General features: G+C 34.1%; 27 protein-coding genes. 20 read left to right on the top strand and 7 right to left on the bottom strand.

Annotated elements, in window-relative coordinates:
* The first annotated feature begins 470 nt into the window (after positions 1-470).
* The 7 genes from ltrA (BJL90_RS18780) (at position 471) to BJL90_RS23205 (ending at position 6630) form a co-directional block, all read left to right on the top strand.
* Complete coding sequence (ltrA, locus tag BJL90_RS18780) at positions 471-1511, top strand: group II intron reverse transcriptase/maturase (protein WP_236904956.1); 1041 nt, start codon at positions 471-473, stop codon at positions 1509-1511.
* A 53-nt stretch (positions 1512-1564) separates the two neighbouring features.
* A complete protein-coding gene (locus BJL90_RS22870; protein WP_236904955.1) occupies positions 1565-1798 on the top strand; it encodes a group II intron maturase-specific domain-containing protein in 234 nt (77 codons plus the stop codon).
* Positions 1799-2045: 247 nt separating this feature from the next.
* Positions 2046-2687 (top strand): lactate utilization protein, encoded by a 642-nt coding sequence (locus BJL90_RS18775; protein WP_070971731.1) that lies wholly within the window; start codon positions 2046-2048, stop codon positions 2685-2687.
* 348 nt (positions 2688-3035) lie between these two features.
* Positions 3036-3860, top strand: coding sequence for a creatininase family protein (locus tag BJL90_RS18770; protein ID WP_070971728.1), 825 nt, complete (start codon positions 3036-3038; stop codon positions 3858-3860).
* A 622-nt stretch (positions 3861-4482) separates the two neighbouring features.
* Positions 4483-5811 (top strand): group II intron reverse transcriptase/maturase, encoded by a 1329-nt coding sequence (ltrA, locus tag BJL90_RS18765; RefSeq protein ID WP_070971724.1) that lies wholly within the window; start codon positions 4483-4485, stop codon positions 5809-5811.
* A 207-nt stretch (positions 5812-6018) separates the two neighbouring features.
* A complete protein-coding gene (locus BJL90_RS18760; RefSeq protein ID WP_070971721.1) occupies positions 6019-6309 on the top strand; it encodes a nucleotidyltransferase family protein in 291 nt (96 codons plus the stop codon).
* 120 nt (positions 6310-6429) lie between these two features.
* Positions 6430-6630: a HepT-like ribonuclease domain-containing protein gene (locus BJL90_RS23205; RefSeq protein WP_472235463.1), complete on the top strand. Its 201-nt coding sequence runs from the start codon at positions 6430-6432 to the stop codon at positions 6628-6630.
* A gap of 336 nt (positions 6631-6966) precedes the next feature.
* On the opposite strand, the gene tnpC is transcribed toward BJL90_RS23205, so the two are convergent.
* From tnpC to tnpA, 3 genes are all read right to left on the bottom strand, one after another.
* On the bottom strand, positions 6967-8592 hold the full coding sequence (gene tnpC, locus BJL90_RS18750; RefSeq protein WP_081562101.1) for an IS66 family transposase: 1626 nt from the start codon (positions 8590-8592) through the stop codon (positions 6967-6969).
* 72 nt (positions 8593-8664) lie between these two features.
* Positions 8665-9015 carry an IS66 family insertion sequence element accessory protein TnpB gene (gene tnpB, locus BJL90_RS18745; protein ID WP_070963578.1) on the bottom strand — a complete coding sequence of 117 codons (351 nt, stop codon included), beginning with the start codon at positions 9013-9015 and terminating at the stop codon, positions 8665-8667.
* Complete coding sequence (tnpA, locus tag BJL90_RS18740) at positions 9009-9347, bottom strand: IS66 family insertion sequence element accessory protein TnpA (protein WP_081561990.1); 339 nt, start codon at positions 9345-9347, stop codon at positions 9009-9011. The genes tnpB and tnpA overlap by 7 nt, the downstream gene beginning before the upstream one ends.
* 73 nt (positions 9348-9420) lie before the next feature.
* On the opposite strand from tnpA, the gene BJL90_RS18735 reads away from it, so the two are divergent.
* Positions 9421-10608: an IS256 family transposase gene (locus BJL90_RS18735; protein ID WP_081562100.1), complete on the top strand. Its 1188-nt coding sequence runs from the start codon at positions 9421-9423 to the stop codon at positions 10606-10608.
* A gap of 295 nt (positions 10609-10903) precedes the next feature.
* On the opposite strand, the gene BJL90_RS18730 is transcribed toward BJL90_RS18735, so the two are convergent.
* Complete coding sequence (locus BJL90_RS18730; protein WP_236904954.1) at positions 10904-12199, bottom strand: ISL3 family transposase; 1296 nt, start codon at positions 12197-12199, stop codon at positions 10904-10906.
* The gene (locus BJL90_RS22865; protein WP_070971194.1) at positions 12192-12635 is read right to left on the bottom strand and encodes a transposase family protein; all 444 of its coding nucleotides are present in this window, start codon (positions 12633-12635) and stop codon (positions 12192-12194) included. The genes BJL90_RS18730 and BJL90_RS22865 overlap by 8 nt, the downstream gene beginning before the upstream one ends.
* Positions 12636-12790: 155 nt before the next feature.
* On the opposite strand from BJL90_RS22865, the gene BJL90_RS18720 reads away from it, so the two are divergent.
* The 8 genes from BJL90_RS18720 (at position 12791) to BJL90_RS18680 (ending at position 18604) form a co-directional block, all read left to right on the top strand.
* Complete coding sequence (locus BJL90_RS18720; protein WP_070971718.1) at positions 12791-13075, top strand: hypothetical protein; 285 nt, start codon at positions 12791-12793, stop codon at positions 13073-13075.
* Between the two features lie 68 nt (positions 13076-13143).
* Entirely contained in the window at positions 13144-13326 is a 183-nt protein-coding gene (locus BJL90_RS18715) for a resolvase (RefSeq protein WP_070971715.1), read from the top strand.
* 392 nt (positions 13327-13718) lie between these two features.
* Positions 13719-14135: an RrF2 family transcriptional regulator gene (locus BJL90_RS18710; RefSeq protein WP_070971712.1), complete on the top strand. Its 417-nt coding sequence runs from the start codon at positions 13719-13721 to the stop codon at positions 14133-14135.
* Positions 14136-14275: 140 nt separating this feature from the next.
* Positions 14276-14914 (top strand): class I SAM-dependent methyltransferase, encoded by a 639-nt coding sequence (locus tag BJL90_RS18705; protein ID WP_070971702.1) that lies wholly within the window; start codon positions 14276-14278, stop codon positions 14912-14914.
* 650 nt (positions 14915-15564) lie between these two features.
* Positions 15565-16101, top strand: coding sequence for an RNA polymerase sigma factor (locus BJL90_RS18700; RefSeq protein WP_070971698.1), 537 nt, complete (start codon positions 15565-15567; stop codon positions 16099-16101).
* A gap of 2 nt (positions 16102-16103) precedes the next feature.
* Positions 16104-17006, top strand: a complete 903-nt coding sequence (locus BJL90_RS18695) for a DUF4367 domain-containing protein (RefSeq protein WP_070971695.1) — start codon at positions 16104-16106, stop codon at positions 17004-17006.
* A gap of 682 nt (positions 17007-17688) precedes the next feature.
* Positions 17689-17892 carry a GyrI-like domain-containing protein gene (locus tag BJL90_RS18685; protein ID WP_070971690.1) on the top strand — a complete coding sequence of 68 codons (204 nt, stop codon included), beginning with the start codon at positions 17689-17691 and terminating at the stop codon, positions 17890-17892.
* A 142-nt stretch (positions 17893-18034) separates the two neighbouring features.
* The gene (locus BJL90_RS18680; RefSeq protein WP_070971687.1) at positions 18035-18604 is read left to right on the top strand and encodes a hypothetical protein; all 570 of its coding nucleotides are present in this window, start codon (positions 18035-18037) and stop codon (positions 18602-18604) included.
* Between the two features lie 672 nt (positions 18605-19276).
* Here the strand turns inward: BJL90_RS18680 and BJL90_RS18675 are convergent.
* Both BJL90_RS18675 and BJL90_RS18670 read right to left on the bottom strand, forming a co-directional pair.
* Complete coding sequence (locus tag BJL90_RS18675) at positions 19277-20488, bottom strand: IS256 family transposase (protein WP_070967132.1); 1212 nt, start codon at positions 20486-20488, stop codon at positions 19277-19279.
* A 77-nt stretch (positions 20489-20565) separates the two neighbouring features.
* Positions 20566-20937: a GNAT family N-acetyltransferase gene (locus tag BJL90_RS18670; protein WP_070971685.1), complete on the bottom strand. Its 372-nt coding sequence runs from the start codon at positions 20935-20937 to the stop codon at positions 20566-20568.
* 284 nt (positions 20938-21221) lie between these two features.
* Here BJL90_RS18670 and BJL90_RS18665 point away from each other — a divergent pair, with 284 nt between their 5' ends.
* The 4 genes from BJL90_RS18665 (at position 21222) to BJL90_RS21630 (ending at position 23082) form a co-directional block, all read left to right on the top strand.
* Complete coding sequence (locus BJL90_RS18665; RefSeq protein ID WP_070971683.1) at positions 21222-21560, top strand: hypothetical protein; 339 nt, start codon at positions 21222-21224, stop codon at positions 21558-21560.
* Between the two features lie 14 nt (positions 21561-21574).
* A complete protein-coding gene (locus tag BJL90_RS18660; RefSeq protein WP_070971681.1) occupies positions 21575-21928 on the top strand; it encodes a flavodoxin family protein in 354 nt (117 codons plus the stop codon).
* Positions 21912-22544 carry a class I SAM-dependent methyltransferase gene (locus BJL90_RS18655; protein ID WP_236904953.1) on the top strand — a complete coding sequence of 211 codons (633 nt, stop codon included), beginning with the start codon at positions 21912-21914 and terminating at the stop codon, positions 22542-22544. Before BJL90_RS18660 ends, BJL90_RS18655 begins: the two co-directional genes overlap by 17 nt.
* 340 nt (positions 22545-22884) lie before the next feature.
* A complete protein-coding gene (locus tag BJL90_RS21630; protein WP_081562099.1) occupies positions 22885-23082 on the top strand; it encodes a hypothetical protein in 198 nt (65 codons plus the stop codon).
* The last annotated feature ends 14 nt before the right edge of the window (positions 23083-23096 follow it).

Genomic DNA, 23096 nt, shown 5'->3' with positions numbered 1-23096 from the left:
GCGCCAAGCAAAGCTTGGTATTTCTTATAGGGTGCAAGTCCCTGTCAGGTAAGGTCTAACCAGCCACCTGTATCGAGTGTTGCGCCGATGCTGGCGACAGCAAAGGTGAAGCGTACACAGAGAATTATATAGGCCATAGGGGAGACCGTAATCCCTGAAGCATATTCAGCCTCGTAAACTGTGGGTCTAGAAATAGACAAAATGCAGATGACGACGTGTTTAACGTCACGGAAGTCAATACAAGAGAATCGTTTAATGGTGAGATTCTTAAGGGTCTGTCGGGATCAGAGAACGTGGCATGTATGAAGAGAAATGTCAGGAACTTGGGAGGACCTGTAGGTTCCAGCAACCAGCTGGTAGACCCATCCAACCGAAAAATAGGACGGTCTATGACGCTACAGGATTCGGATCAACTCATAGTACTTTGAGGTTGGGAGAGCCAACTACATGGGGAAGGGGTTGACAGAAATATGTACTTCGCAAAGGAAACATTAGCCGGACATGTCGGGCTGGACAAACTAATGCAAACCTCACTGCGAGGAATAAGGCAGAAGGCAAAACAAAATAAAAATCACCGATTTCAAAATCTCTACAGGCTACTAAACGAAGAGACTCTGATAGAAGCGTGGAGGAAAATAAATAAAAATGCCTCAGCAGGAATCGATAAGATAACAGCTAAGGAATTCAAGCTAAATCTAAGAGAAAATATTCAAGAAATCACAAGTAGTCTGAAGGATAAAAGATATCGGGCAAAACTGGTTCGTAGAGTTAATATCCCGAAGGGAAATGATAAAACGCGTCCACTTGGTATTCCAACAATATCAGATAAACTAGTTCAGAGGGCTGTTGCCCAGATATTAGAAGCGATCTATGAAGAGGATTTCCTCAATTGTAGTTATGGGTATCGCCCTAACATAGGAGCTCAACAAGCGATCAAAGATCTAACTAAAGAGCTACAGTTTAATAAGTATAGCTATATAGTAGAAGCTGATATCAAAGGATTCTTCGACAATATCAATCATGAATGGTTGATCAAAATGATTGAAGAAAGAGTTCATGACAGTGCTCTTATCAGATTGATTACAAAATGGCTAAAGGCAGGAGTGATCGACGGCAGTCATTTAGTGATACATCCAGCTATTGGAACACCTCAAGGTGGTATCATTAGTCCGATTCTAGCGAATATATATTTACACTTTGCTTTAGATCTTTGGTTTGAGAAAATCGTTAAGCCCAGGTGTAAAGGTGAGGCTTACTTATGTAGATATGCTGATGACTTTGTATGCGCCTTTCGATATAAGAAGGATGCAGAAAAGTTCTATGAAACACTAGGATATAGATTAGGCAAGTTTGGATTGGAATTATCTAAGGAAAAGACCAATATTATCAGATTTTCGAGATTTCGCAAGGAAGAAAATACTCATTTTGATTTTCTAGGGTTTGAGTTTCGGTGGGGGTGTCCCGCAAGGGAAAAGATATCATCAAGAGAAGTACTTCTAAGAAGAAATTAAGATCATCTTTACTGAATTTCAAAGTATGGTGCAAGGAAAATAGAGATAACAGAATGAGGAAAATAACTGATATGCTGAATCAGAAATTTAGAGGATATTACAATTACTACGGATTGATTGGGAACTACAAAAGTCTATGGAAATTCTATACCATCGCTATGGAAATCTTATATAAGTGGCTAAATAGACGAAGTCAGAGAAAGAGTTTCAACTGGAGCGAATTCACTAGACTGATGAAATGGTATGGGATATTAAAACCAAAGATTTTAGAGAGCCCAAATAACTAGTTAGAATTACAATATTAAATTGCCGGATTACGGAACTGAATATTTCTGAAGAGCCCGGTGCGGTAGTTCCGCACGCCGGGATCTGGGCGGGGTGCGTCGGGTAACCGGCGTGTCTACCGTGACTATAAAATCGCGCGCAAGTCCGCCGCTTCCTGCGGCAAAATTTTATAGGGCTTGACTCTAGGGAGATTGGTCCATACAAGTATGATAATATGTAGTAATATTTAGTAGGAGGTCAGATTTTTATATGGATAAAAGTATTTCATGGTATATTCAAAAACAAGTTGAAAGAACAATTTCCAACCTTGAAAAGCATAATATCTCGGGTTTTTTTGTAGCAGATGAAAAAGAATTAATACAGAAATTACAAGAATTTGTATTTGATAATTCTACTGTTGCAGTTGCTGATTCTATGACTCTCTTTGAGGCAGGTGTGATTGATTTTTTGCGAAACGGCAAATATGATTTTTGGGACAAACATAAGGAAGGTATTACAAAAGAAGAAAAGAAAGAAATATACAGGAAAAGCTTCAGCGCGGATACATTTATGTGTAGTACAAACGCTTTAACAGAGGAAGGTGAGCTTTACAATATTGATGGTAATGGAAGTCGCGTAGCAGCAATGATTTACGGGCCAGACCAGGTAATTATTGTTACAGGTATTAATAAAATAGTTAAAAATTTAGAGGAAGCAGAAAAACGAGTAAGACACTATGCTGCCCCACTGGATGCGAAAAGGCTAAATAAAAATACCCCATGTGTAACTTTGGGGTATTGCATTGATTGTAAAAGTGTGGAAAGAATTTGTAATGACTTCGTTGTTATAAAGCGCCAGTTTACCAAAGGGAGAATTAAGGTAATTATTGTAGGAAAACATTTAGGATACTAATTTTAGGTAAGTATATTTTGTATGGATCAATAATACGTATTATTCATATTTTATGAAATATATGGGATAGAAATTAAGGGGCTGACGTCCTGTTAGCCTCTGAGCTTCGAAGGCGCGCGACTTTACATAACATGAGCATTCCTGCAAGGGGCGGTGGGGCGAGTTTTTGATGTGGGCCGCCCACATGTCCTATGTCACAAGGCTTGCAATTTGGAAGGTAATAGGCAAGAGCAAGTCTTGCGCCAGCCCTAGCGGGACGGACACGTCGGGAATGCCGAGAGCGTTATGTGACATTGCCTATTTCTACTCGGTAAGGTTAAATAAGACAATGATTTTGGAGGTTAATATATGAAGTATTCTATTTTTGAAGATACGATGGCTGATATGACTTATTTTGAAATTGAGAGGTTAATTAAGGAGGAAGCAGTTGTTTTGTTTCCTATAGCAGTTATTGAGGAACATGGTCCTCACTTACCACTAGGTACTGATACATATCTTACGTATGCGATTTTAAAACACGTAAAAAAATTACTTGAGGATATGGGGATGAAATCTGTTATAGCACCACCTTACTATTGGGGAATTAATGTTGCGACTGGGGGATTTGTGGGGTCATTCACAGTAAAGGTTAATACAATGAAAGCGGTTATTAAAGACTGTATAGAATGCCTTGAACAATGGGGATTCAAACAAGTATATTTTTTAAACATGCATGGTGATTTTTTACACAGTAAAACCATAGTTGATATTACTAGAGAGATCTATGAATTAGATGGAAAAATAAATGTATACGATATTATACCTCAAATTTTTGCTAATCTAGTTGGCCTCAAAGGAAATGAACCATATATTTTAGTGCAAAAAGATGAAGAAGACAGAAATAGACAGCCTCAGCAATATGTTGATATACATGCTGGAGGTTTTGAAACAAGTTTAATGTTAGTTGAGTTTGACGAATTAGTTGATGATATGAAAGCTAGAGAATTACAATCCTCTAAAACTACATTTGAGCTGTTGAGAAAATGGCAACGAGGCGGAGAAGAAGCGAAAGAAGTTACCCCGATGGGTTATTGTGGCGACCCATCTAATATATCTATAGAAGATGCAAGAAAGTTTATTTTAGAGTTTGCTAATATTACAGCAGAACTAATTAAAGGTACAAAAATTCAGTGAATACAATGGGTCAATGGACAACGTCATATAACAATGCACTCAAGTTTGCTTTGCCTTTTTAAGGATAGGACTTGGAAGAAGCAAAGCACATTCCTCAGCCTAAGATAAGAGCTATCTAAGGCTGAGAAACGTCTTGAGTGCGAAACGTTAGTGCGCCAAGCAAAGCTTGGTATTTCTTATAGGGTGCAAGTCCCTGTCAGGTAAGGTCTAACCAGCCACCTGTATCGAGTGTTGCGCCGATGCTGGCGACAGCAAAGGTGAAGCGTACACAGAGAATTATATAGGCCATAGGGGAGACTGTAATCCCTGAAGCATATTCAGCCTCGTAAACTGTGGGTCTAGAAATAGACAAAATGCAGATGACGACGTGTTTAACGTCACGGAAGTCAATACAAGAGAATCGTTTAATGGTGAGATTCTTAAGGGTCTGTCGGGATCAGAGAACGTGGCATGTATGAAGAGAAATGTCAGGAACTTGGGAGGACCTGTAGGTTCCAGCAACCAGCTGGTAGACCCATCCAACCGAAAAATAGGACGGTCTATGACGCTACAGGATTCGGATCAACTCATAGTACTTTGAGGTTGGGAGAGCCAACTACATGGGGAAGGGGTTGACAGAAATATGTACTTCGCAAAGGAAACATTAGCCGGACATGTCGGGCTGGACAAACTAATGCAAACCTCACTGCGAGGAATAAGGCAGAAGGCAAAACAAAATAAAAATCACCGATTTCAAAATCTCTACAGGCTACTAAACGAAGAGACTCTGATAGAAGCGTGGAGGAAAATAAATAAAAATGCCTCAGCAGGAATCGATAAGATAACAGCTAAGGAATTCAAGCTAAATCTAAGAGAAAATATTCAAGAAATCACAAGTAGTCTGAAGGATAAAAGATATCGGGCAAAACTGGTTCGTAGAGTTAATATCCCGAAGGGAAATGATAAAACGCGTCCACTTGGTATTCCAACAATATCAGATAAACTAGTTCAGAGGGCTGTTGCCCAGATATTAGAAGCGATCTATGAAGAGGATTTCCTCAATTGTAGGTATGGGTATCGCCCTAACATAGGAGCTCAACAAGCGATCAAAGATCTAACTAAAGAGCTACAGTTTAATAAGTATAGCTATATAGTAGAAGCTGATATCAAAGGATTCTTCGACAATATCAATCATGAATGGTTGATCAAAATGATTGAAGAAAGAGTTCATGACAGTGCTCTTATCAGATTGATTACAAAATGGCTAAAGGCAGGAGTGATCGACGGCAGTCATTTAGTGATACATCCAGCTATTGGAACACCTCAAGGTGGTATCATTAGTCCGATTCTAGCGAATATATATTTACACTTTGCTTTAGATCTTTGGTTTGAGAAAATCGTTAAGCCCAGGTGTAAAGGTGAGGCTTACTTATGTAGATATGCTGATGACTTTGTATGCGCCTTTCGATATAAGAAGGATGCAGAAAAGTTCTATGAAACACTAGGATATAGATTAGGCAAGTTTGGATTGGAATTATCTAAGGAAAAGACCAATATTATCAGATTTTCGAGATTTCGCAAGGAAGAAAATACTCATTTTGATTTTCTAGGGTTTGAGTTTCGGTGGGGGGTGTCCCGCAAGGGAAAAGATATCATCAAGAGAAGTACTTCTAAGAAGAAATTAAGATCATCTTTACTGAATTTCAAAGTATGGTGCAAGGAAAATAGAGATAACAGAATGAGGAAAATAACTGATATGCTGAATCAGAAATTTAGAGGATATTACAATTACTACGGATTGATTGGGAACTACAAAAGTCTATGGAAATTCTATACCATCGCTATGGAAATCTTATATAAGTGGCTAAATAGACGAAGTCAGAGAAAGAGTTTCAACTGGAGCGAATTCACTAGACTGATGAAATGGTATGGGATATTAAAACCAAAGATTTTAGAGAGCCCAAATAACTAGTTAGAATTACAATATTAAATTGCCGGATTACGGAACTGAATATTTCTGAAGAGCCCGGTGCGGTAGTTCCGCACGCCGGGATCTGGGCGGGGTGCGTCGGGTAATCGGCGTGTCTACCGTGACGATGACAGACTATCAAATTTTGTTATAGCAATAAGTGTTGTGAGAATATGTAAAAAAATGTATAATAAATTAGAGGTGAATCTAATGAAATCAATCGACTTATTAAATGAAAAGCGAAGTGAGATACTAAAAGTTGCAGAATTAAATGGTGTAGTTAAAATAAGCCTATTTGGTTCAGTTGCTAGGAAAGAAGAAAATGATAAAAGTGATATTGATTTTTTAGTTGAGTTTGAAGACGGGAGAACTTTATTTGATTTAATTAGATTAAAACATGATTTAGAATCGTTATTAGATAAAGAAGTAGATGTAGTTACAAAGAAATCATTACATCCTTTGATTAAAGAGCAAGTAATGACTGAGGCGGTGGAGATATGAAAGATGATAAAATATATTTAATTCATATCATTGAATCTATCAGAAGTATTGAATCATATATAGAACCAGGAGAATCTGAATTTTTTAGATCAAAGCTGATCCAAGATGCTGTAATTAGAAATTATAGGGGAAGCAACAAAAAGAATTTCAAAAGAATTGAGACTAAAAGAGTATGATATTCCTTGGAAAGAGATGGCAGGACTAAGAGATGTATTGATACATGACTATTTCGGAGTTGACTTAGATATTGTATGGAATGTGGTTAGAAAAGAACTACCTAGAATACATATTTTAATTAAAAACTTAATAGAAGAAACGTAAGGGGAGTTATTACGTAAGCGGTCAGTAGGTTCTTTCCAATGTTAGTTGATTTGATGGAATGATTCTAATAGGAGTAGTTTTGATCTTAAAGAGCCTGTAGAAAATTTTGTGTAAACAGATTAAGTATACTCTTTCTAGACAATAATTGAGGTAATGATAAAATACCAAAATTTTCTAGGAGGAGTATTTTTATGTCGAATATACCAAAGGAAGTATTGAAAAATTACATCAAGGGTAAGTGCCAAAAAATTGACGTATAGAAATCCAATTGAATAGCTGATACAATAAATCCAGTAGAAGTTAGGTATGTTACTAACTCTACTGGATTTTATATTTTTACTTAGCTTGAACTTTTAAATCTTCAGGTAGATCCTTTGAAAAAGGTAGTAGTTTTAATAAGCTTTCCTTGTCTTGAGGGTCTACATTTGAGAAGTGGTTCATTAAGTAAAGTAAATATTTTTCAACAACTAAATTATTATTCCTAGCCGTTTCAATGATGCTATAGATTAATGCACTAGACTCTGCACCTTTGGTAGAAGCCGAGAAAAGCCAATTGCTACGACCCACCACAAATGGTCTTATAGATCGCTCTGCAGCATTATTATCTATTTCTAAAGATCCGTCTTCTAGGAATACTTTGAAGCTTGGAAGTAGTGGTTTGGTATATGCCAAAGCTTTACCAAGGGCACTTTTGGGAACAGCATCTTTTATTTCTCTATCTACATAAGCTATAAACGCTTCTATTATTGGCTTAGATGCCTTAAGTCGTTTTTTATAACGTCTCTCATAGAAATCTTCTTTTCCACTATGCTGTTCTTTTAGGTCTTTTTCAATCTTATAAAGCTGAGCACAATAATTAAACCCTATTAATGCTCTTGAAGACTTTAGGGCTTCTTCATCTAGGTTTACTATTATTTCGTGGAACTTTCTTCTTATATGGGCTAGGCAATAAAGTCTTTTGACATTTTCAACTTTATTATACCCAGCATAACCATCGGTTTGCATATATCCGGAGAATCCACTTAAGAAATTCCTAGGACAAGAACCAGACCTTGTCTTTTGGTAATCGTAAATGACAATAGGCTGGTCTTTATCTGGGGATTTATAGAGCCACATATACTTTTGTTTATTGGACTCCTTGCCCCTATCATCTAAAACTTTAACAACTGTTTCATCAGCCTGGATATAGTTTCTCTTAAGGAGCTCTTCCTTCATAAGCTGATAAATTGGATCTAGTTCATGGGCTGCACCAATAACCCAGTTGGCAAGGGTTTGTCTAGAAAGATTTGCCCCCATCATCTTGAAGTAGGATTCTTGTCTATTTAAAGGCAGTGCATGCTGGTATTTTAAATTTATGACATGACTAAGAAGCTCGTTAGATGCCATACTCTTATGTAGCAAGGTCTTTGGAGCCTTTGTTGTAATTATATTTGCTTTATCATTATTTTCTTCACATGATCTGCAGGCATAGCTGTAGGTTAGATGTTCTTCTACATACAGCTTTGCAGGTATATACTTTAACACTTCCTTTGACTTCTTACCTATAACCACTAAATCACTGGAACAATCTCTGCAGGACTGTTGATCTTCATCAAGCTTATGCTCAATTACTATTTTTTCTAGGTTTGCTAAGTTATCTTTTTTTCCAGTATTGCTGGTTGGCTTCGTTCTCTTGTAAGTAATTTCCTCAATAGTAGGCTCAGCTGCTTTTAAGTTACTATCTTTTTCAGCTTCATCAAAAAAGGATACCTGTATAGTATTAGCCTGTTCACTGGAAGAGCCAAATATTTTTCTGTTTTTATTAAGTACTTGATTTTTAAGATAAGCTAACTCATTTTTCAAGTTTTCTATTTCCTTATCCTTTGCTTCAAGCTCTTCTTCCATTTTTAAAATTAGTTCTTTCGTCTTTTCATCCAGTTGGTTTTGTAAATTTATCTTCGTCATTTTTATCCCCGTTTTCATTTTATTTACAAAACAATTATACCATAAAACCCTTGTAATTTTAATATATACAAAGGTTTTATGGTATTTTTTTCAGAAGTGATTTCTTTCTTTAACGGGCTTGAATTTTGATATGGTTCTTACTTCATACCCCTTAAGCAGCCACCTTAGTTCTTCAATGGAAACCTTTAAAGCTTCTTCCTTTGACATAGGCCATCTGAATTTATTTCTTTCTAGCCGATGATAGTATAGCCAAAAGCCATCATCAAAGTGAAGTATCTTTAGTTTATTCATCTGCCTATTGCAAAAGACAAATAGTGCCTTTTCAAAAGGGTCCAGCTTAAACTCGGTCTGTACAATCATACTTAGTCCATCTATATTTTTCCTAAGATCCGTTACCCCACAAGCCAAATATACTTTATCCACTTTATCTATATTTAGCATAATGCTATGATTTCCTTAAAAACATTAGATAGAGATACCTTATCATTGCTTGGTATATATATCTTAGCTTTGCCTATTTCAATTTTTATAGTTGATGCTGAGACAGGATTAGGTGGAATAATATTTTGATTTACAGCCTCATCAGCTTCCTTATCTTTAAAGCTAACAGCATGAAATACAGGAGTGTTATTGTTTTGTAATTTTTTTCTCCTGTAGTAAAGCTGATGGGCACTTATACTATTCTCTTCACAAAAGGCCTTGATGCTTCCTTCATGAGAAGAGAATTTATCTAAAATATCTTCCCAGTCAATGTTCAGTGCTTCATTTGTCATAACAGATACCTCCCTATTGCTTGTTATCTGTTATTCTAGCAAAGCTTCCTGGTACAATCTAGGTAGAAATTCTTTGGCGCTTACCATCAAGGAACAAAATTTTAGTAATCCAAATGAAGTATTAGCAGCCATGAAAGAAATGTTCAGGGATGTATTACAGGAAGCTTTAGAAGCAGAGATGGATGAGCAACTAGGATATGATCGATATGATATGTCCGATAAAGAAACCCCGAATAGACGAAATGGATATTCTAAGAAAACCATAAAATCAGAATTAGGACCTGTTGATCTAAATATACCAAGGGATAGACATGGGGATTATGATCCCAAAATAATACCTAAATATCAAAGGAATGTAACTGGTATAGAAGAAAAAGTAATGGCACTTTATGCTGCAGGCATGACCACTAGAGATATATCAGAGCAAATAAAAAACTTGTATGATGTGGATATTTCAGCTGATATGGTCTCTAACATAACCAACAGAATTTTACCCCTAGTCTCTGAATGGCAAAACAGACCATTAGAAAAGAGATATTCCTTCGTATTCATGGATGCAATACACTACAAAGTAAGAGAAGATAAACAAGTAGTAGTTAAAGCAGCCTACGTGGTGCTGGGTGTAAATATGGATGGAGTAAAAGAAGTCCTTGGTATTTGGATAGGAGCAAATGAGAGTAGCAAGTTCTGGCTCTCAGTCCTTAATGATCTCAAAAATAGAGGAGTACAAGAAGTCTTAATATTCTGTGTAGATGGTTTAAGTGGCTTTAAAGAAGCCATTGGAGCAGTGTATCCTTTTGCCCAAATACAGCGATGTATTATTCACCAGCTTAGGGCGAGTATGCGATATATACCCTACAAAGACAAGAAAGCATTCGTAGCAGATCTAAAGGCTGTTTATACCTCAGTGAATGAAGAAATGGCATTAGAAAATCTACTTCATGCTAAGGAAAAATGGTGCAATAAATACCCGAATGCGATTAAAAGCTGGGAAGATAATTGGGATAATATTTCAACCTTTCTAATGTTTCCAGACTATATAAGGAGGATTATGTACACTACCAATGCCATAGAAAGTCTAAACAGCCAGTTTAGAAAAGTAACTAAAACAAAACTGATATTCCCTACTGATGAAAGTCTTATGAAAATGCTATATCTAGCTACTGAAAGAGTTAGTAAGAAGTGGACTAGGGGCTATGGAGATTGGGATAGGGTACTAAGCCAACTAAATATATTATTCAAAAAAGAGGATGTTGTTTAACTTGGGGACGCTGTCCCCAAACCCCTGAGGTTTAACGCTTTTGTTCCCCCAGGAACGAAGAAAACGGGAAGTCCACTAGACTACCCGTTCCTGTAAAGAATCCTAATAACCCCTCAGGTTGCTCCTCAGCATAGCCCTACCCTGTTATTAGGAAAAACAATGTATATTCTTAGCTTTAAATGGGTAATTTATACAGCAGAACTAATTTGACAAATTACTCATCGACAAAAATCAGCATTTAAATCAAATCTTAAAGTTACTTAAGTTATTGTACTTAGAAAGAGAATACACAAAATTATTTACACTGCCATCTTAAAAGTTCAAAGCTATTTCTACCATACATAATTCGTTTTATCACTTTTAGCTTATTGACACTTCCCTCTGCTAGACCATTACTATAAGTATAAATAATGCTATTCTTTACTGCATCTAGATCTTTTCGTAAACCTGCTAGATAAGAATTCATTTCATCTATCTGAAGTTTCTCAGCATCCTTCATCCATGGTTCTAACTTATCTAGATTTTTAGAAAACATTAGTTCATGAAAATTTCTAAGCATTTCATATGCTTTGCCTAGAATGGGATACTTTTTAATTATTTCTTCATATTGTTCTTGTGTAATCCCTTTTACATGGTCGATTGCCTTGTATATAAGCTGCACCATCCATTTTCTTGGTATGTATTCTTTCGATTCTGAATCTTTAGTCTCGCATTTCTTTTGATGTTCACGCTCTTTTTGCATAAAAACCCGCAATGCGTCAACTGTACCTGTATATCCTTTTTTCTTTATAATTTCTGTAATCTCTGTATATGTCAAACCTTTTGAACGTAATTCTAGTATCTCCGACTCATAGGACTGTAATTTTCCTGGACGTCGATTGTCATAATGTCCATTAATACTCGGGCCATCTTCTGATAGATACCTTTTTATTGTGTTAAATACATATCCTGTAATTCGGCTAATTTCTTGAAGAGAGCATCCCTCATCAAAAAGCTTGCGAACATATGCTATTTTCTGTTCTCTTGTAGATACTGCTACTTTGTGTTGACGTTCCCTAGCAGAATCAATATCTTCTGGGATATCTTCCTCTTTCATCGCTAGATATTTGTTTACTGTAGTAAGTGAGGAATGCATTAAAAGAGCAATTTCATTTACAGTTAACCCCTCTTCATATTTGGTTCTGGCAAAACGTATCCGTTGCGCACGGTTTCTTGTATCTAGTAAAGCTTGCATTTCAGGTGTTCTTGTTCTTGCTGTAGCTGGTATTTCAACACGAGCAGGAAACAATCGAAACATATATTTTTCCACTACCCCAGACAAGTTTTTTAAAAGATGAAATCGATCGCTGATTTGAACGGCTCTTGGATGAGCTTCTGTTATAGCTGAAGCATAAACTTGTGACCCATCTCTAGACACAATCTCAATATTTGGATAATTCCGCAACCATTCTATAACTGGTTCTTTGTCCCTAGAATCAAGAATATCAATTATTCTGTGCGAATCAAGATCAATCATAATAGTTCCATAAGAATATCGTTTCTTAAATGCAAAATCATCTATACAAACTCTAACGATACCACTTTTATCCATAGGGACAAACATTTTTTTTAAGCAGATTACATATTGTACTCTTACTTACCATAGTCATATCTGATTTTAATATTTGTGATGCAGATACTGAGCTTACCATAGCAGATAGTCTTAGAATTTTTCCGATTAGTCTATTAGTCTTTCGAGATTTAGGTGTAATGAAATTAAATCTTTCTGCAAAAGTCCTATGGCTGCAGTCTTGATTATCGCAAAAGTATTTTTTATTGTTTAGTATGATAGTAACCTGTTTATCCTGCAAAGGTAAATCCTGAAATTCTCTCTGGTAAACAGAGTGAACCCTAGATGATGTCTTGCCACAATAAGGACATACTATCACATGTCGGCTTGACTCTACAATAATGATTATATTGTGTTCATGTGTTTCATGGGTTAAATAGTTGAGTGCAGGATCCAATGATTTCACAAATTCATTCATATATAACACTTCCATCTGTTTTATTAACTAAATATTAGTGTTATACATAAATCAATTTATATTCAACTAGAGTTGGAAAGAACCTATTAATCGCTTACAGTATAACAAATGCTTTTACCTCAATAGAAGAAATAAAAGTAGCAATAGATTTAGCTTTGGAAAAAAGTGTAGTAATCAGAACAAAAGATGGGAGCCTAAGCACGGAAGATTTTGAAGATGTACCAGCTATGGGATATTTATTAAATAGCATTATTGAAATAACGAATTGTCAGGAAAAATCAAATAAAAAGTATCCAGCAGGATTTTTAGAAGTAGTAGAGAGATATATGGAGAAAAATATATCAGAAATTAAAGCGATAAATATATTAAATATCCAAAGAGCACATTTTTATAGGTTGCTAAAAGACTTCGGAGCAAGTAGAAGAAGGGCAGATAATTGAGATAATGTATCAATACTTTTGCGGAATTTGAACGAGATATGATAGTTGAAAGAACTCAATAGGGAAAGATGATAGCGAAACAACCTAAAGGTTATAGAGAGGGAAGACCATATAAATTTAGTAAAATACAAATGGAACATGCAATGAATTTGTTGGAACATCATACATACAAACAGGTAGAAGAGTTAACGGGTATATCTAAAAGCACTTTAGTAAGAGCAAAACGTAAGAGGAATAGTGAATTACAATAGAACAAATGCTCTAATTTGTATTAGAGCAAAATTTATAACTTTAGATTCCCAGAATTTCTGATATTGGGGTATAAGCATTATTTTGAAATAAAAGAGTTGCGATTAATTTAGAGCAAGCAAGAACCGTCTCCAAGGGGAGGATAAAGATTTGAAAATGATTAGTTTGCTATGTATATAAAGAGACTTGTAGGTTATTAAGCAGATGAAAACAGAAATTTAATGATAAATCATGATACTTCTAATGGCCCAACTAACTTGTAATCATAAATAATATGTTTAGTCGTTTATTGGAAGTATTTCATTAATTTTTTTAAAGGGTTGACAATAATAAATACTACTCGTATAATTATAGACAATTAGAGTCCGTAATATCTTTAGAAGGAGGCTTCATTTTGAAATATACTAAAGCTACAAACTATGCACTTCATACCATGGCGTATATGATTAAACATAATAAAGACGATAACTTTAGTTTACAAACATTATCAAACCACTTCAATATATCTGCGACATATCTTTCAAAGATTTTAACGCAGCTAGTAAAGGCTGATTTAATTCAATCAACTCCAGGTGTAAAAGGTGGCTATGTTTTGCGTAAAAAGGTAGAGGACATTTCATTTATGGATGTAATTAAGGCAACTGAAGGAACAGGAGCGTTATTTAGTTGTGAATTACATGAGGAGGAAAGCAGGTGTCAAATCTTCAAAGTAATGAAAGAAGCAGAAAATGTGATGGAGATGTATCTGCAGAATAAAAAAATTTATGAAATAGTTCAAAATACGGTAAACAATGGAATATGTAAGGAATAATCTCTTCACATATTCAGCTATATTATAAAGCTTTTTATATTCTGATTGTAGATAAAATATATCTACAATATATACGATCAAAAAAAAGAATGGATATAAATGATGAAGTTGAAAAAATCTATTATTAAGGAGATAATGACATGACAGAATTCTGGGAATCAAGCTTTATAGAAAAACAAACAATGTGGGGATTTGAGCCTTCAGACTCTGCAATTTTGACAAAGGACTTTTTCCTTGAAAAGAAAGTTAAGGACATATTGATACCAGGTATTGGATATGGTAGAAATGCAAAGGTATTTATTGAGAACGGGATTAATGTAACAGGTATTGAGATTTCAAAAACGGCGATTGATTTGGCAAGAAAAAACGGGCTTGATGATATTAGTATCTATCATGGTTTAGTAACTGATATGCCCTTTGACAGCAAACTTTATGACGGCATATTTTGTTATGCACTTATCCACTTATTGAATAATCATGGGAGAAAGAAATTTATTAAAGATTGTTATAATCAGTTAAAACCAAATGGATATATGATTTTTACAACTATTTCAAAAAAAGCTCCAATGTTTGGAAAGGGTAAACAACTGAGTAGAGATCGATTCGAGATAATAAAAGGTGTGAAAATGTTTTTTTATGATTCTGATTCAATAAAGCGAGAATTTGGAAAGTATGGGCTGATAGAAATTTCAGAAATTGATGAGCCAAATAAGAAGATAGAGAATAAACCTCCATTAAATTTTATAGTTGTAAAATGTAAAAAAGTAAATTTTGCGTAATTAACGATATATTTTAGTTGGAGGTAAAAGGGACAAGGGGACAGGTACATTGTCCTAAGATAGTTCAGTTATTTTAATAGAACCATTGCTTAAACTTGATAAAAAACCGCCGATACAACGATACGGTGAACCGTACCATAAATGATAGGGATTCTGAGAAAATATGTTTCTGCAAACCATACATGTAGAGATAATGGTACTGCTGGAGAAAAAATAAAGATTAAATTATGATTATCACAAATAGGTTTCATTTATTCAGAGAAAAATTACTTGCAAATCGAAATAGTTTAATTGCTTACAGATGCCCAGCTCATACTAGAGGGTATTTAATTCCTAAATACTATATAGGCGAGTATTTTTCATTAATAAAAACATTCATTTTTGATAGATATATATGGTAATATATGGATATTATATAATTGTTTCATAATGTTGAAATGTGCATAGTTGAAGGAATGTTTAAAGTGCTAAAAAAGAAAATATAATTGAGCAAGTAAAAGATTAAAAGTACCCTCCTATGAGAGGGTACTTTTATATATAGGTAAGGATAGAGTTTCAAAATGATTTTTTAAATATATGGAACCATCTGGAATTCATATCCATCTAATAAGTATAATACTTAGCTAAGTAAAAAATAGGAGGATCACATCATGGAGCTTATATCATTTTTCGGTCATCGAAAAAAGACATCTGTGTGTAAAGCAAAAAACGGGGACAAAGAAGCATTTTTATCATTGATGAATGAAAATAGATTAAATATGTACCGAGTAGCTAGAGGAATTTTAAAAAATGAAGAAGATATAAAAGATGCTATTCAAAATACATTAATCAAAGCATTTGAAAATATGTATACCTTAAAAAAAGAAGCATATTTTAAAACTTGGTTGATAAGAATTTTAATCAATGAGTGCAATGAAACATGGAGAAAAAATAAAAGAAGTATTTCCTTAGAGGAAAACATAGAGGGTATAGATGAAAAATATCATGATCACTATGAAAATATGGATTTAATCAAAGCAATCCATTCATTAAGTGAAGAGTTAAGAGTGACTATTACCTTATTCTATTTTGAGGATCTTTCCGTTAAGAATATATCAGAAATCTTAAAAATTTCAGAAGGAACAGTTAAATCTAGACTCAATCGGGCAAGGGTAAAACTGAGAGAAATATTAGGGGAGGAGGAATAAGGATGAAGAGTAAGGATGCTTTGTTTGACATGAAAATGAAAGAAAAATTCAAAAAAGAATCAAGCAAAATGCCACAAAATATTGAGGAAGAATTTGAAAATACTTTAACGTTTATTAAAAATCAGGAGGATGAAACCATGAAGGTGTTTGGTAAAAAGAAAAGGTCAAGTATGGTAGCTGTAGCTATTGTATGCGTATTGTGTGTATCAACAATGATTATACAAACTACTTTTGCACAAGAAGTAGTTAATAAGATTGTTAGAAGCTTATCTTTAAACAATATAACTATATTAGAAAATAAAGATTTCAAATGGGAAGATAAAGAAATACCAGAAGCAGCAAAAGGAAAAGTATTTGATAAAGATGGGCATGTAATAGAAAAAATCACATCAGAAAACAAAGATGAAATGTATAATGCAAATGGAGAAAAAGTTTTTGATGTAGACACTGATGGAACTTTAATCACAGAAGCAGTTCAAAAGGAAAATGCAGAAAGAAATGCAAAAGAGAATCCAATTGATAATCTGATCATTAAAGATCCTAAAAAATTAAATGGATATACTTGCTTTGATGTAAAGTTACCATCCTATTTACCAGAAGGTTTTGAATTTGATTATGCTGAATTTTACAAAGATGATAATGGAGAGATTCTTAATGACGCATGCGGGGTATATTTTATCAATCACAAGACGGAAGAAACAATTCCGATATTCCAAACTTATATATGCGAAGAATTAGCTGGCGAGACTGCATTTAACAATATCAAAAAAGTAAAGGTCAATGGTAAAGATGCTATTATAGGAGATGAGGGAATTGTTTGGGAAGCAAATGGTGTAAGCTATTTAATGTATACGTATGATTTTGGAAAAGAGCTAAGCATAAAAATTGCAGAATCTATCCGATAAATATTTTAAAAGAATTATAAAAATAATATAGCTGTTTAAAAGAGAGATAGTGAGTAAAATCCTATCTCTTTTGCATTTTAGGTGCGTCCAGCGAGGTTGAACCATACCAATTGGTGAAAGTTCAGTATGGATAATTGCTAAGAAGTCCATTAGCTGACCTACCATGGGTAGCAGAAATGCTGGGTATCAAGTGTAGAAAACAAGTACCTCGAAAGAGGGTGAGCAAAAACATATTGATGATAGAACCGGATACAGATATTATTCAGAGGAACAACTAACAACGGCTGGAAGAATACAATCATTTTAAAGTATGGGATTAAGCTTAGATACCATTAGGTTGATGCTTAATAAATATGACAATACACAAGTTATCAGAAAATACCTTGATATGTTTTATAATCAAAAACTGAAAGAGTACAATGAATTAAAATACCAGCTCAATCTCATTGATACAGCTATAAATCAGCTAAAGAATGGAAATTTTTGTATGGATCATAATATTGTTGTTAAGACTTTGCTAGAAAGACAAGTTGCTCATTATACCGAAAAAATACCCTTTGGAATATGTTACGTGATGAGATCGAGCCGCAATGTCCTAAATTTGAAAATCCACCATATAATTTGGTGATATTTCATGATGAAGGATTTAAAGAAGATGATCCTGAGATAGAGATTCAAACCATTGTTTTGGGTAAATATAAAAATACAAAAAAATGTTATCTTTAAAAAAGCACCAATGTTAGAGGTAGTTTCAGTAACCTTTAAAGAGAATTATAAACAAGTAGTTGATGTAAATAGGGCAGCTATACAATGGATTAAAGATAATGGATATAGATTAGGGAAAATGATGTTTAGTATTTATCATGTAAACGTGGATTCAGAGTAAAATCCTGTACTATGATGAATCAGCAGGATTTGATGTACGAGAAATTAGTAAAATTGCTACCCAAGTTGATGATAATCATAGATATGGATTAATAACTTCTTTAGGAGAATGGGGCGAATGGATAAATGGAGGGGGGAGGCTTGTGATCCAAGGATATCATGTTGACTTAATATTTCGAGATGTGAATAGGGTTTCACAAGTTATTGATGATTGTTTGAGAGGATCTGTTTCTGCTCATTATCATACTGGGCATCCTCATGCCTATTTAAATGTAATATATATGGGCGAAATAGCTATTTGTAGGATATTAGCTGATCCAACAAATATACTTGCTAAACTAAAATCAAAAACTGTACCATACCCAAAATCATTGCAAGAGATGATCATTAAATATTTTATACAGGAAACGTCTTTTTCTTTAATGTTTGTTGAAGACAATGTAGAAAAAGATGATGTTTCATATGTCTCAGGATGTTGTTTTAGAACAATTGCTTGTTTAAATCAAGTCTTGTTTGCTAAGAACCAAGAATACTGTATTAATGAGAAAACGGCGGTAGTAATGATAGATAGTTTTGATATCAAGCCTAGAGAGTATAAGAAAAGAATTGATAAAATTATTACATTAATTTCTTCGGATAAAGATAAAACAAGAGAAGGAGTAGACATGCTTTATGGTCTTATTTCAGAAACAAAGAATTTGATTCACGATTAAAAAAAGTTAGTTTTGGGGATTATGCGAGTGAGTGAGAACGATCCTTATCATAAATGACTGCGGTTTTCTCTAATATTGAGTATTTTCAATGTATATGGAGTAAGTCGCTAAAAGATAGGTACTGAAATAGAGCAAGCAAGAACCGTCCCCAAGAGTATAAGAGTAAGAAAATCATTCTAGCAAAAGTCCCTGATTACATGCTTTGCACACAAGATAAATCCGGTGATTCACCCTGAATGAATTCCTTGCACAATAATGCCCTTATATACCCTCTGTATGAAGTTGTTGAATGAATATAAAAGCCCAGACTATAATAAAAGTGGATAAGGGCTGCCATCTTTGATGCAGTATGGAGGGTTATGAGGCAGTGTAAATAATTTTGTGTATTCTCTTTCTAAGTACAATAACTTAAGTAACTTTAAGATTTGATTTAAATGCTGATTTTTGTCGATGAGTAATTTGTCAAATTAGTTCTGCTGTATAAATTACCCATTTAAAGCTAAGAATATACATTGTTTTTCCTAATAACAGGGTAGGGCTATGCTGAGGAGCAACCTGAGGGGTTATTAGGATTCTTTACAGGAACGGGTAGTCTAGTGGACTTCCCGTTTTCTTCGTTCCTGGGGGAACAAAAGCGTTAAACCTCAGGGGTTTGGGGACAGCGTCCCCAAGTTAAACAACATCCTCTTTTTTGAATAATATATTTAGTTGGCTTAGTACCCTATCCCAATCTCCATAGCCCCTAGTCCACTTCTTACTAACTCTTTCAGTAGCTAGATATAGCATTTTCATAAGACTTTCATCAGTAGGGAATATCAGTTTTGTTTTAGTTACTTTTCTAAACTGGCTGTTTAGACTTTCTATGGCATTGGTAGTGTACATAATCCTCCTTATATAGTCTGGAAACATTAGAAAGGTTGAAATATTATCCCAATTATCTTCCCAGCTTTTAATCGCATTCGGGTATTTATTGCACCATTTTTCCTTAGCATGAAGTAGATTTTCTAATGCCATTTCTTCATTCACTGAGGTATAAACAGCCTTTAGATCTGCTACGAATGCTTTCTTGTCTTTGTAGGGTATATATCGCATACTCGCCCTAAGCTGGTGAATAATACATCGCTGTATTTGGGCAAAAGGATACACTGCTCCAATGGCTTCTTTAAAGCCACTTAAACCATCTACACAGAATATTAAGACTTCTTGTACTCCTCTATTTTTGAGATCATTAAGGACTGAGAGCCAGAACTTGCTACTCTCATTTGCTCCTATCCAAATACCAAGGACTTCTTTTACTCCATCCATATTTACACCCAGCACCACGTAGGCTGCTTTAACTACTACTTGTTTATCTTCTCTTACTTTGTAGTGTATTGCATCCATGAATACGAAGGAATATCTCTTTTCTAATGGTCTGTTTTGCCATTCAGAGACTAGGGGTAAAATTCTGTTGGTTATGTTAGAGACCATATCAGCTGAAATATCCACATCATACAAGTTTTTTATTTGCTCTGATATATCTCTAGTGGTCATGCCTGCAGCATAAAGTGCCATTACTTTTTCTTCTATACCAGTTACATTCCTTTGATATTTAGGTATTATTTTGGGATCATAATCCCCATGTCTATCCCTTGGTATATTTAGATCAACAGGTCCTAATTCTGATTTTATGGTTTTCTTAGAATATCCATTTCGTCTATTCGGGGTTTCTTTATCGGACATATCATATCGATCATATCCTAGTTGCTCATCCATCTCTGCTTCTAAAGCTTCCTGTAATACATCCCTGAACATTTCTTTCATGGCTGCTAATACTTCATTTGGATTACTAAAATTTTGTTCCTTGATGTAATTTTTCAATACTTCCTTTGGTATATTCGACATAAAAATACTCCTCCTAGAAAATTTTGGTATTTTATCATTACCTCAATTATTGTCTAGAAAGAGTATACTTAATCTGTTTACACAAAATTTTCTACAGGCTCGGTTATGACTTTAATGTTGTCTTTTATAAGAGTATCCTCCACTGCTAGAAAAAGAGCTTTGCCTATACCATTGTTTTGTGCATTTGGCTTAACACCATAACGACTAATATATGCAATATTTCCTGGCATTATTTCGTAACGTATGGAACCAATGACTTCATTGTTTAAACATGCAATCAGTATGTTTTTATTGGTAAGCTCATCCTTGATTGTTTCTTCCGTCTCTTTAAGGGCAGAGACCCTCTGGGGAAGACCGAGGTCCAGGGCATATTTATTAAAGGCCTCTCTTGTTATTATATATATATCTTTTATATCTGAAATATCCGCTTTTCTAATTATCAAATCCATATATTATTACTCCAATTTATTTTTGTTTCCCATAAATAAATATAGGCCAGCTAAAGGCTTTTAAGGGTTTTCTTCTTCTAATAAATTTCATTTTTCTTTTACTTTCCGATAAAAACGTTTTAAAGAGCTACAATAATTGTTTTGAGAAAAACTTTTTTATAATTATACAATACAATGCATTAAAATACAAGACTTAATTTAAAATTCTTACATTGGGAGCATTTATCCTGCATTAGATCGATTAGAAAAGGATGAATTAATAAGCTTCACAAAAGTTATTGAAAATGGAAAATACAAAAAAAGTATATGAAATTAATGAGACTGGAAGGGATGTATTTATTAAATCGTTACAAGAACCTATAGATTTTATGAAATCCTATGAAGATATTCTTGTTAAAATATTTTTTTATGGAAACCTACCAAGGGAAAAGGCTTCAGAGCTTATTGAACAATTGATTAAAGATACTAATAAAAAAATAGAAGATCTTAAAAAGCTTGAAATAAAAATCAAAGATAAAGCAGAAAAATTTGAAATATCCACGCTTTACTTTGGAATAGATCATTTAAAATTTATGGCTGATTGGTATGAAAAGTTTTTAAATGATTTAAATAAAAAAATGTAAAGGAGGAGTTGAAAATGAAAGCATTGATCCTTAATGGTGTCTTAAAAGAAGACAGAAGCATGATTAAAGTAAATGAACTTACTGAAGAAATACTTGCTGAAAAAGGTTATGAAGTAGAATCTATTTTACTTCATCAAAAGAAAATAGGTGAATGTATGGGCTGTTTTGGTTGCTGGGTAAAAACTCCTGGGATTTGCGTAATAGATGATTATGGACGCAAATACTCATTTAGGGCAAGTGGGGGACGGTCCTTACTTGCTAGATTGACAGGGGCACAGATATGGAATAAACTGGATATATTAAGGATGAAATTGTCCAAAAATAAAAGATTAAACAAGGAGATGATCAAAAATGATACAGCAAGATAAATATTGGAATAAAGTAGCATCTGAAAAAGAGTTTACAACGCCCTTTAAGTTAGATTTATTTGAAGATCATGTTGAGAAGAATAGTAAAATTTTAGATTATGGATGTGGATATGGAAGAACATTAGATCTTTTAAGGAAAAACGGATATCTAGACTTGTTTGGTGTTGATTTATCAGAAAAAATGATAGAAAGAGCTAAAGAAGAAAATCCCTCAATGCAATATAAAGTTATAAAGCAAAACAAATTAGGATTTGAAGACAATTCATTTGATGCTGTTTTATTATTAGCAGTACTAACTTGTGTAATTAATAATGAAGAACAGGAAATGATAATGCAGGAAATAAAAAGAGTATTAAAACCAAGTGGAGTTATTTATATTAATGACTTTTTGCTTAATGATGATGAAAGGAATATAAATAGATATAATAAATTTAAAGATAAATATAATTGTTATGGAGTATTTGAATTAGATGAAGGAGCAATATTAAGACACTATGATGAAAAAAGAATTGAAGAATTGACAAAAGATTTTCATACATTAGGGTATGAGAAAGTAGTATATACTACTATGAATGGAAATAAGTCTAATGGATTTAATTATATAGGGAAAATTTAAAGCGGGAGTGGAATAACTTCATCTAACATGAAGGTTTAAGGTTCTGCTGTTGCTGTATCCAAATTCATGAACCTTAGATAAGAACTATCTAAGGTTCGTAAACTTCGTAAATCTCAGGAATGTTAGTGCGCCAAACAAAGCTGGGGATTTTTTGCAGGGTGAAAGTCCCTGTTGGGTAAGGTCTAACCAACCACCTATACCGGGTGTTGTGCTGAAGCTGGTAACAGTTAGGTAAAGCGTACCAGAGAACCATATAGACCATAAGGGGAGCCATAATCCCCGAAGCATATTCAGCTTTGTAAATCATGGGTCTAGAAATAGACAAAATACAGATAGCGACATGTTTAACGTCATGAAGCTAATACGAAGAAGTCGTTTTGGTTTATCGACATTTGCAGGCTATGCAGTAGATTACCAAGTAGGGCAGTCCTTTAAGAAAAATAATAATGTAGGCGTAGAAGAAGCTACATTGTTTGGTACAAATGAAATAATTAATGTCAGGTATAGGAAGAGCAGTGACTGTTTCAGAACACAATAGCACAAAAACACAAT

The sequence above is a fragment of the Clostridium formicaceticum genome (assembly GCF_001854185.1).
GTDB classification, from domain to species: Bacteria; Bacillota; Clostridia; order Peptostreptococcales; family Natronincolaceae; genus Andreesenella; species Andreesenella formicacetica.
The sequence above is the reverse complement of the archived record's forward strand: the minus strand, read 5'-3'. Positions and strand labels throughout refer to the sequence as shown.

Coding starts and splice junctions, on each gene's coding strand:
- BJL90_RS18760 (WP_070971721.1), top strand. CDS start 6,019: ATGAAATCAATCGACTTATTAAATGAAAAGCGAAGTGAGATACTAAAA.
- BJL90_RS21630 (WP_081562099.1), top strand. CDS start 22,885: ATGTTTAACGTCATGAAGCTAATACGAAGAAGTCGTTTTGGTTTATCG.
- BJL90_RS18700 (WP_070971698.1), top strand. CDS start 15,565: ATGGAGCTTATATCATTTTTCGGTCATCGAAAAAAGACATCTGTGTGT.
- tnpC (WP_081562101.1), bottom strand. CDS start 8,592: ATGAAAACGGGGATAAAAATGACGAAGATAAATTTACAAAACCAACTG.
- ltrA (WP_236904956.1), top strand. CDS start 471: ATGTACTTCGCAAAGGAAACATTAGCCGGACATGTCGGGCTGGACAAA.
- BJL90_RS18675 (WP_070967132.1), bottom strand. CDS start 20,488: ATGTCGAATATACCAAAGGAAGTATTGAAAAATTACATCAAGGAACAA.
- BJL90_RS18665 (WP_070971683.1), top strand. CDS start 21,222: ATGGAAAATACAAAAAAAGTATATGAAATTAATGAGACTGGAAGGGAT.
- ltrA (WP_070971724.1), top strand. CDS start 4,483: ATGTACTTCGCAAAGGAAACATTAGCCGGACATGTCGGGCTGGACAAA.
- BJL90_RS18715 (WP_070971715.1), top strand. CDS start 13,144: ATGATAGCGAAACAACCTAAAGGTTATAGAGAGGGAAGACCATATAAA.
- BJL90_RS18730 (WP_236904954.1), bottom strand. CDS start 12,199: ATGGATAAAAGTGGTATCGTTAGAGTTTGTATAGATGATTTTGCATTT.
- BJL90_RS18660 (WP_070971681.1), top strand. CDS start 21,575: ATGAAAGCATTGATCCTTAATGGTGTCTTAAAAGAAGACAGAAGCATG.
- tnpA (WP_081561990.1), bottom strand. CDS start 9,347: ATGACAAATGAAGCACTGAACATTGACTGGGAAGATATTTTAGATAAA.
- BJL90_RS22870 (WP_236904955.1), top strand. CDS start 1,565: ATGAGGAAAATAACTGATATGCTGAATCAGAAATTTAGAGGATATTAC.
- BJL90_RS18655 (WP_236904953.1), top strand. CDS start 21,912: ATGATACAGCAAGATAAATATTGGAATAAAGTAGCATCTGAAAAAGAG.
- BJL90_RS18705 (WP_070971702.1), top strand. CDS start 14,276: ATGACAGAATTCTGGGAATCAAGCTTTATAGAAAAACAAACAATGTGG.
- BJL90_RS18695 (WP_070971695.1), top strand. CDS start 16,104: ATGAAGAGTAAGGATGCTTTGTTTGACATGAAAATGAAAGAAAAATTC.
- tnpB (WP_070963578.1), bottom strand. CDS start 9,015: ATGCTAAATATAGATAAAGTGGATAAAGTATATTTGGCTTGTGGGGTA.
- BJL90_RS18670 (WP_070971685.1), bottom strand. CDS start 20,937: ATGGATTTGATAATTAGAAAAGCGGATATTTCAGATATAAAAGATATA.
- BJL90_RS18770 (WP_070971728.1), top strand. CDS start 3,036: ATGAAGTATTCTATTTTTGAAGATACGATGGCTGATATGACTTATTTT.
- BJL90_RS22865 (WP_070971194.1), bottom strand. CDS start 12,635: ATGAATGAATTTGTGAAATCATTGGATCCTGCACTCAACTATTTAACC.
- BJL90_RS18775 (WP_070971731.1), top strand. CDS start 2,046: ATGGATAAAAGTATTTCATGGTATATTCAAAAACAAGTTGAAAGAACA.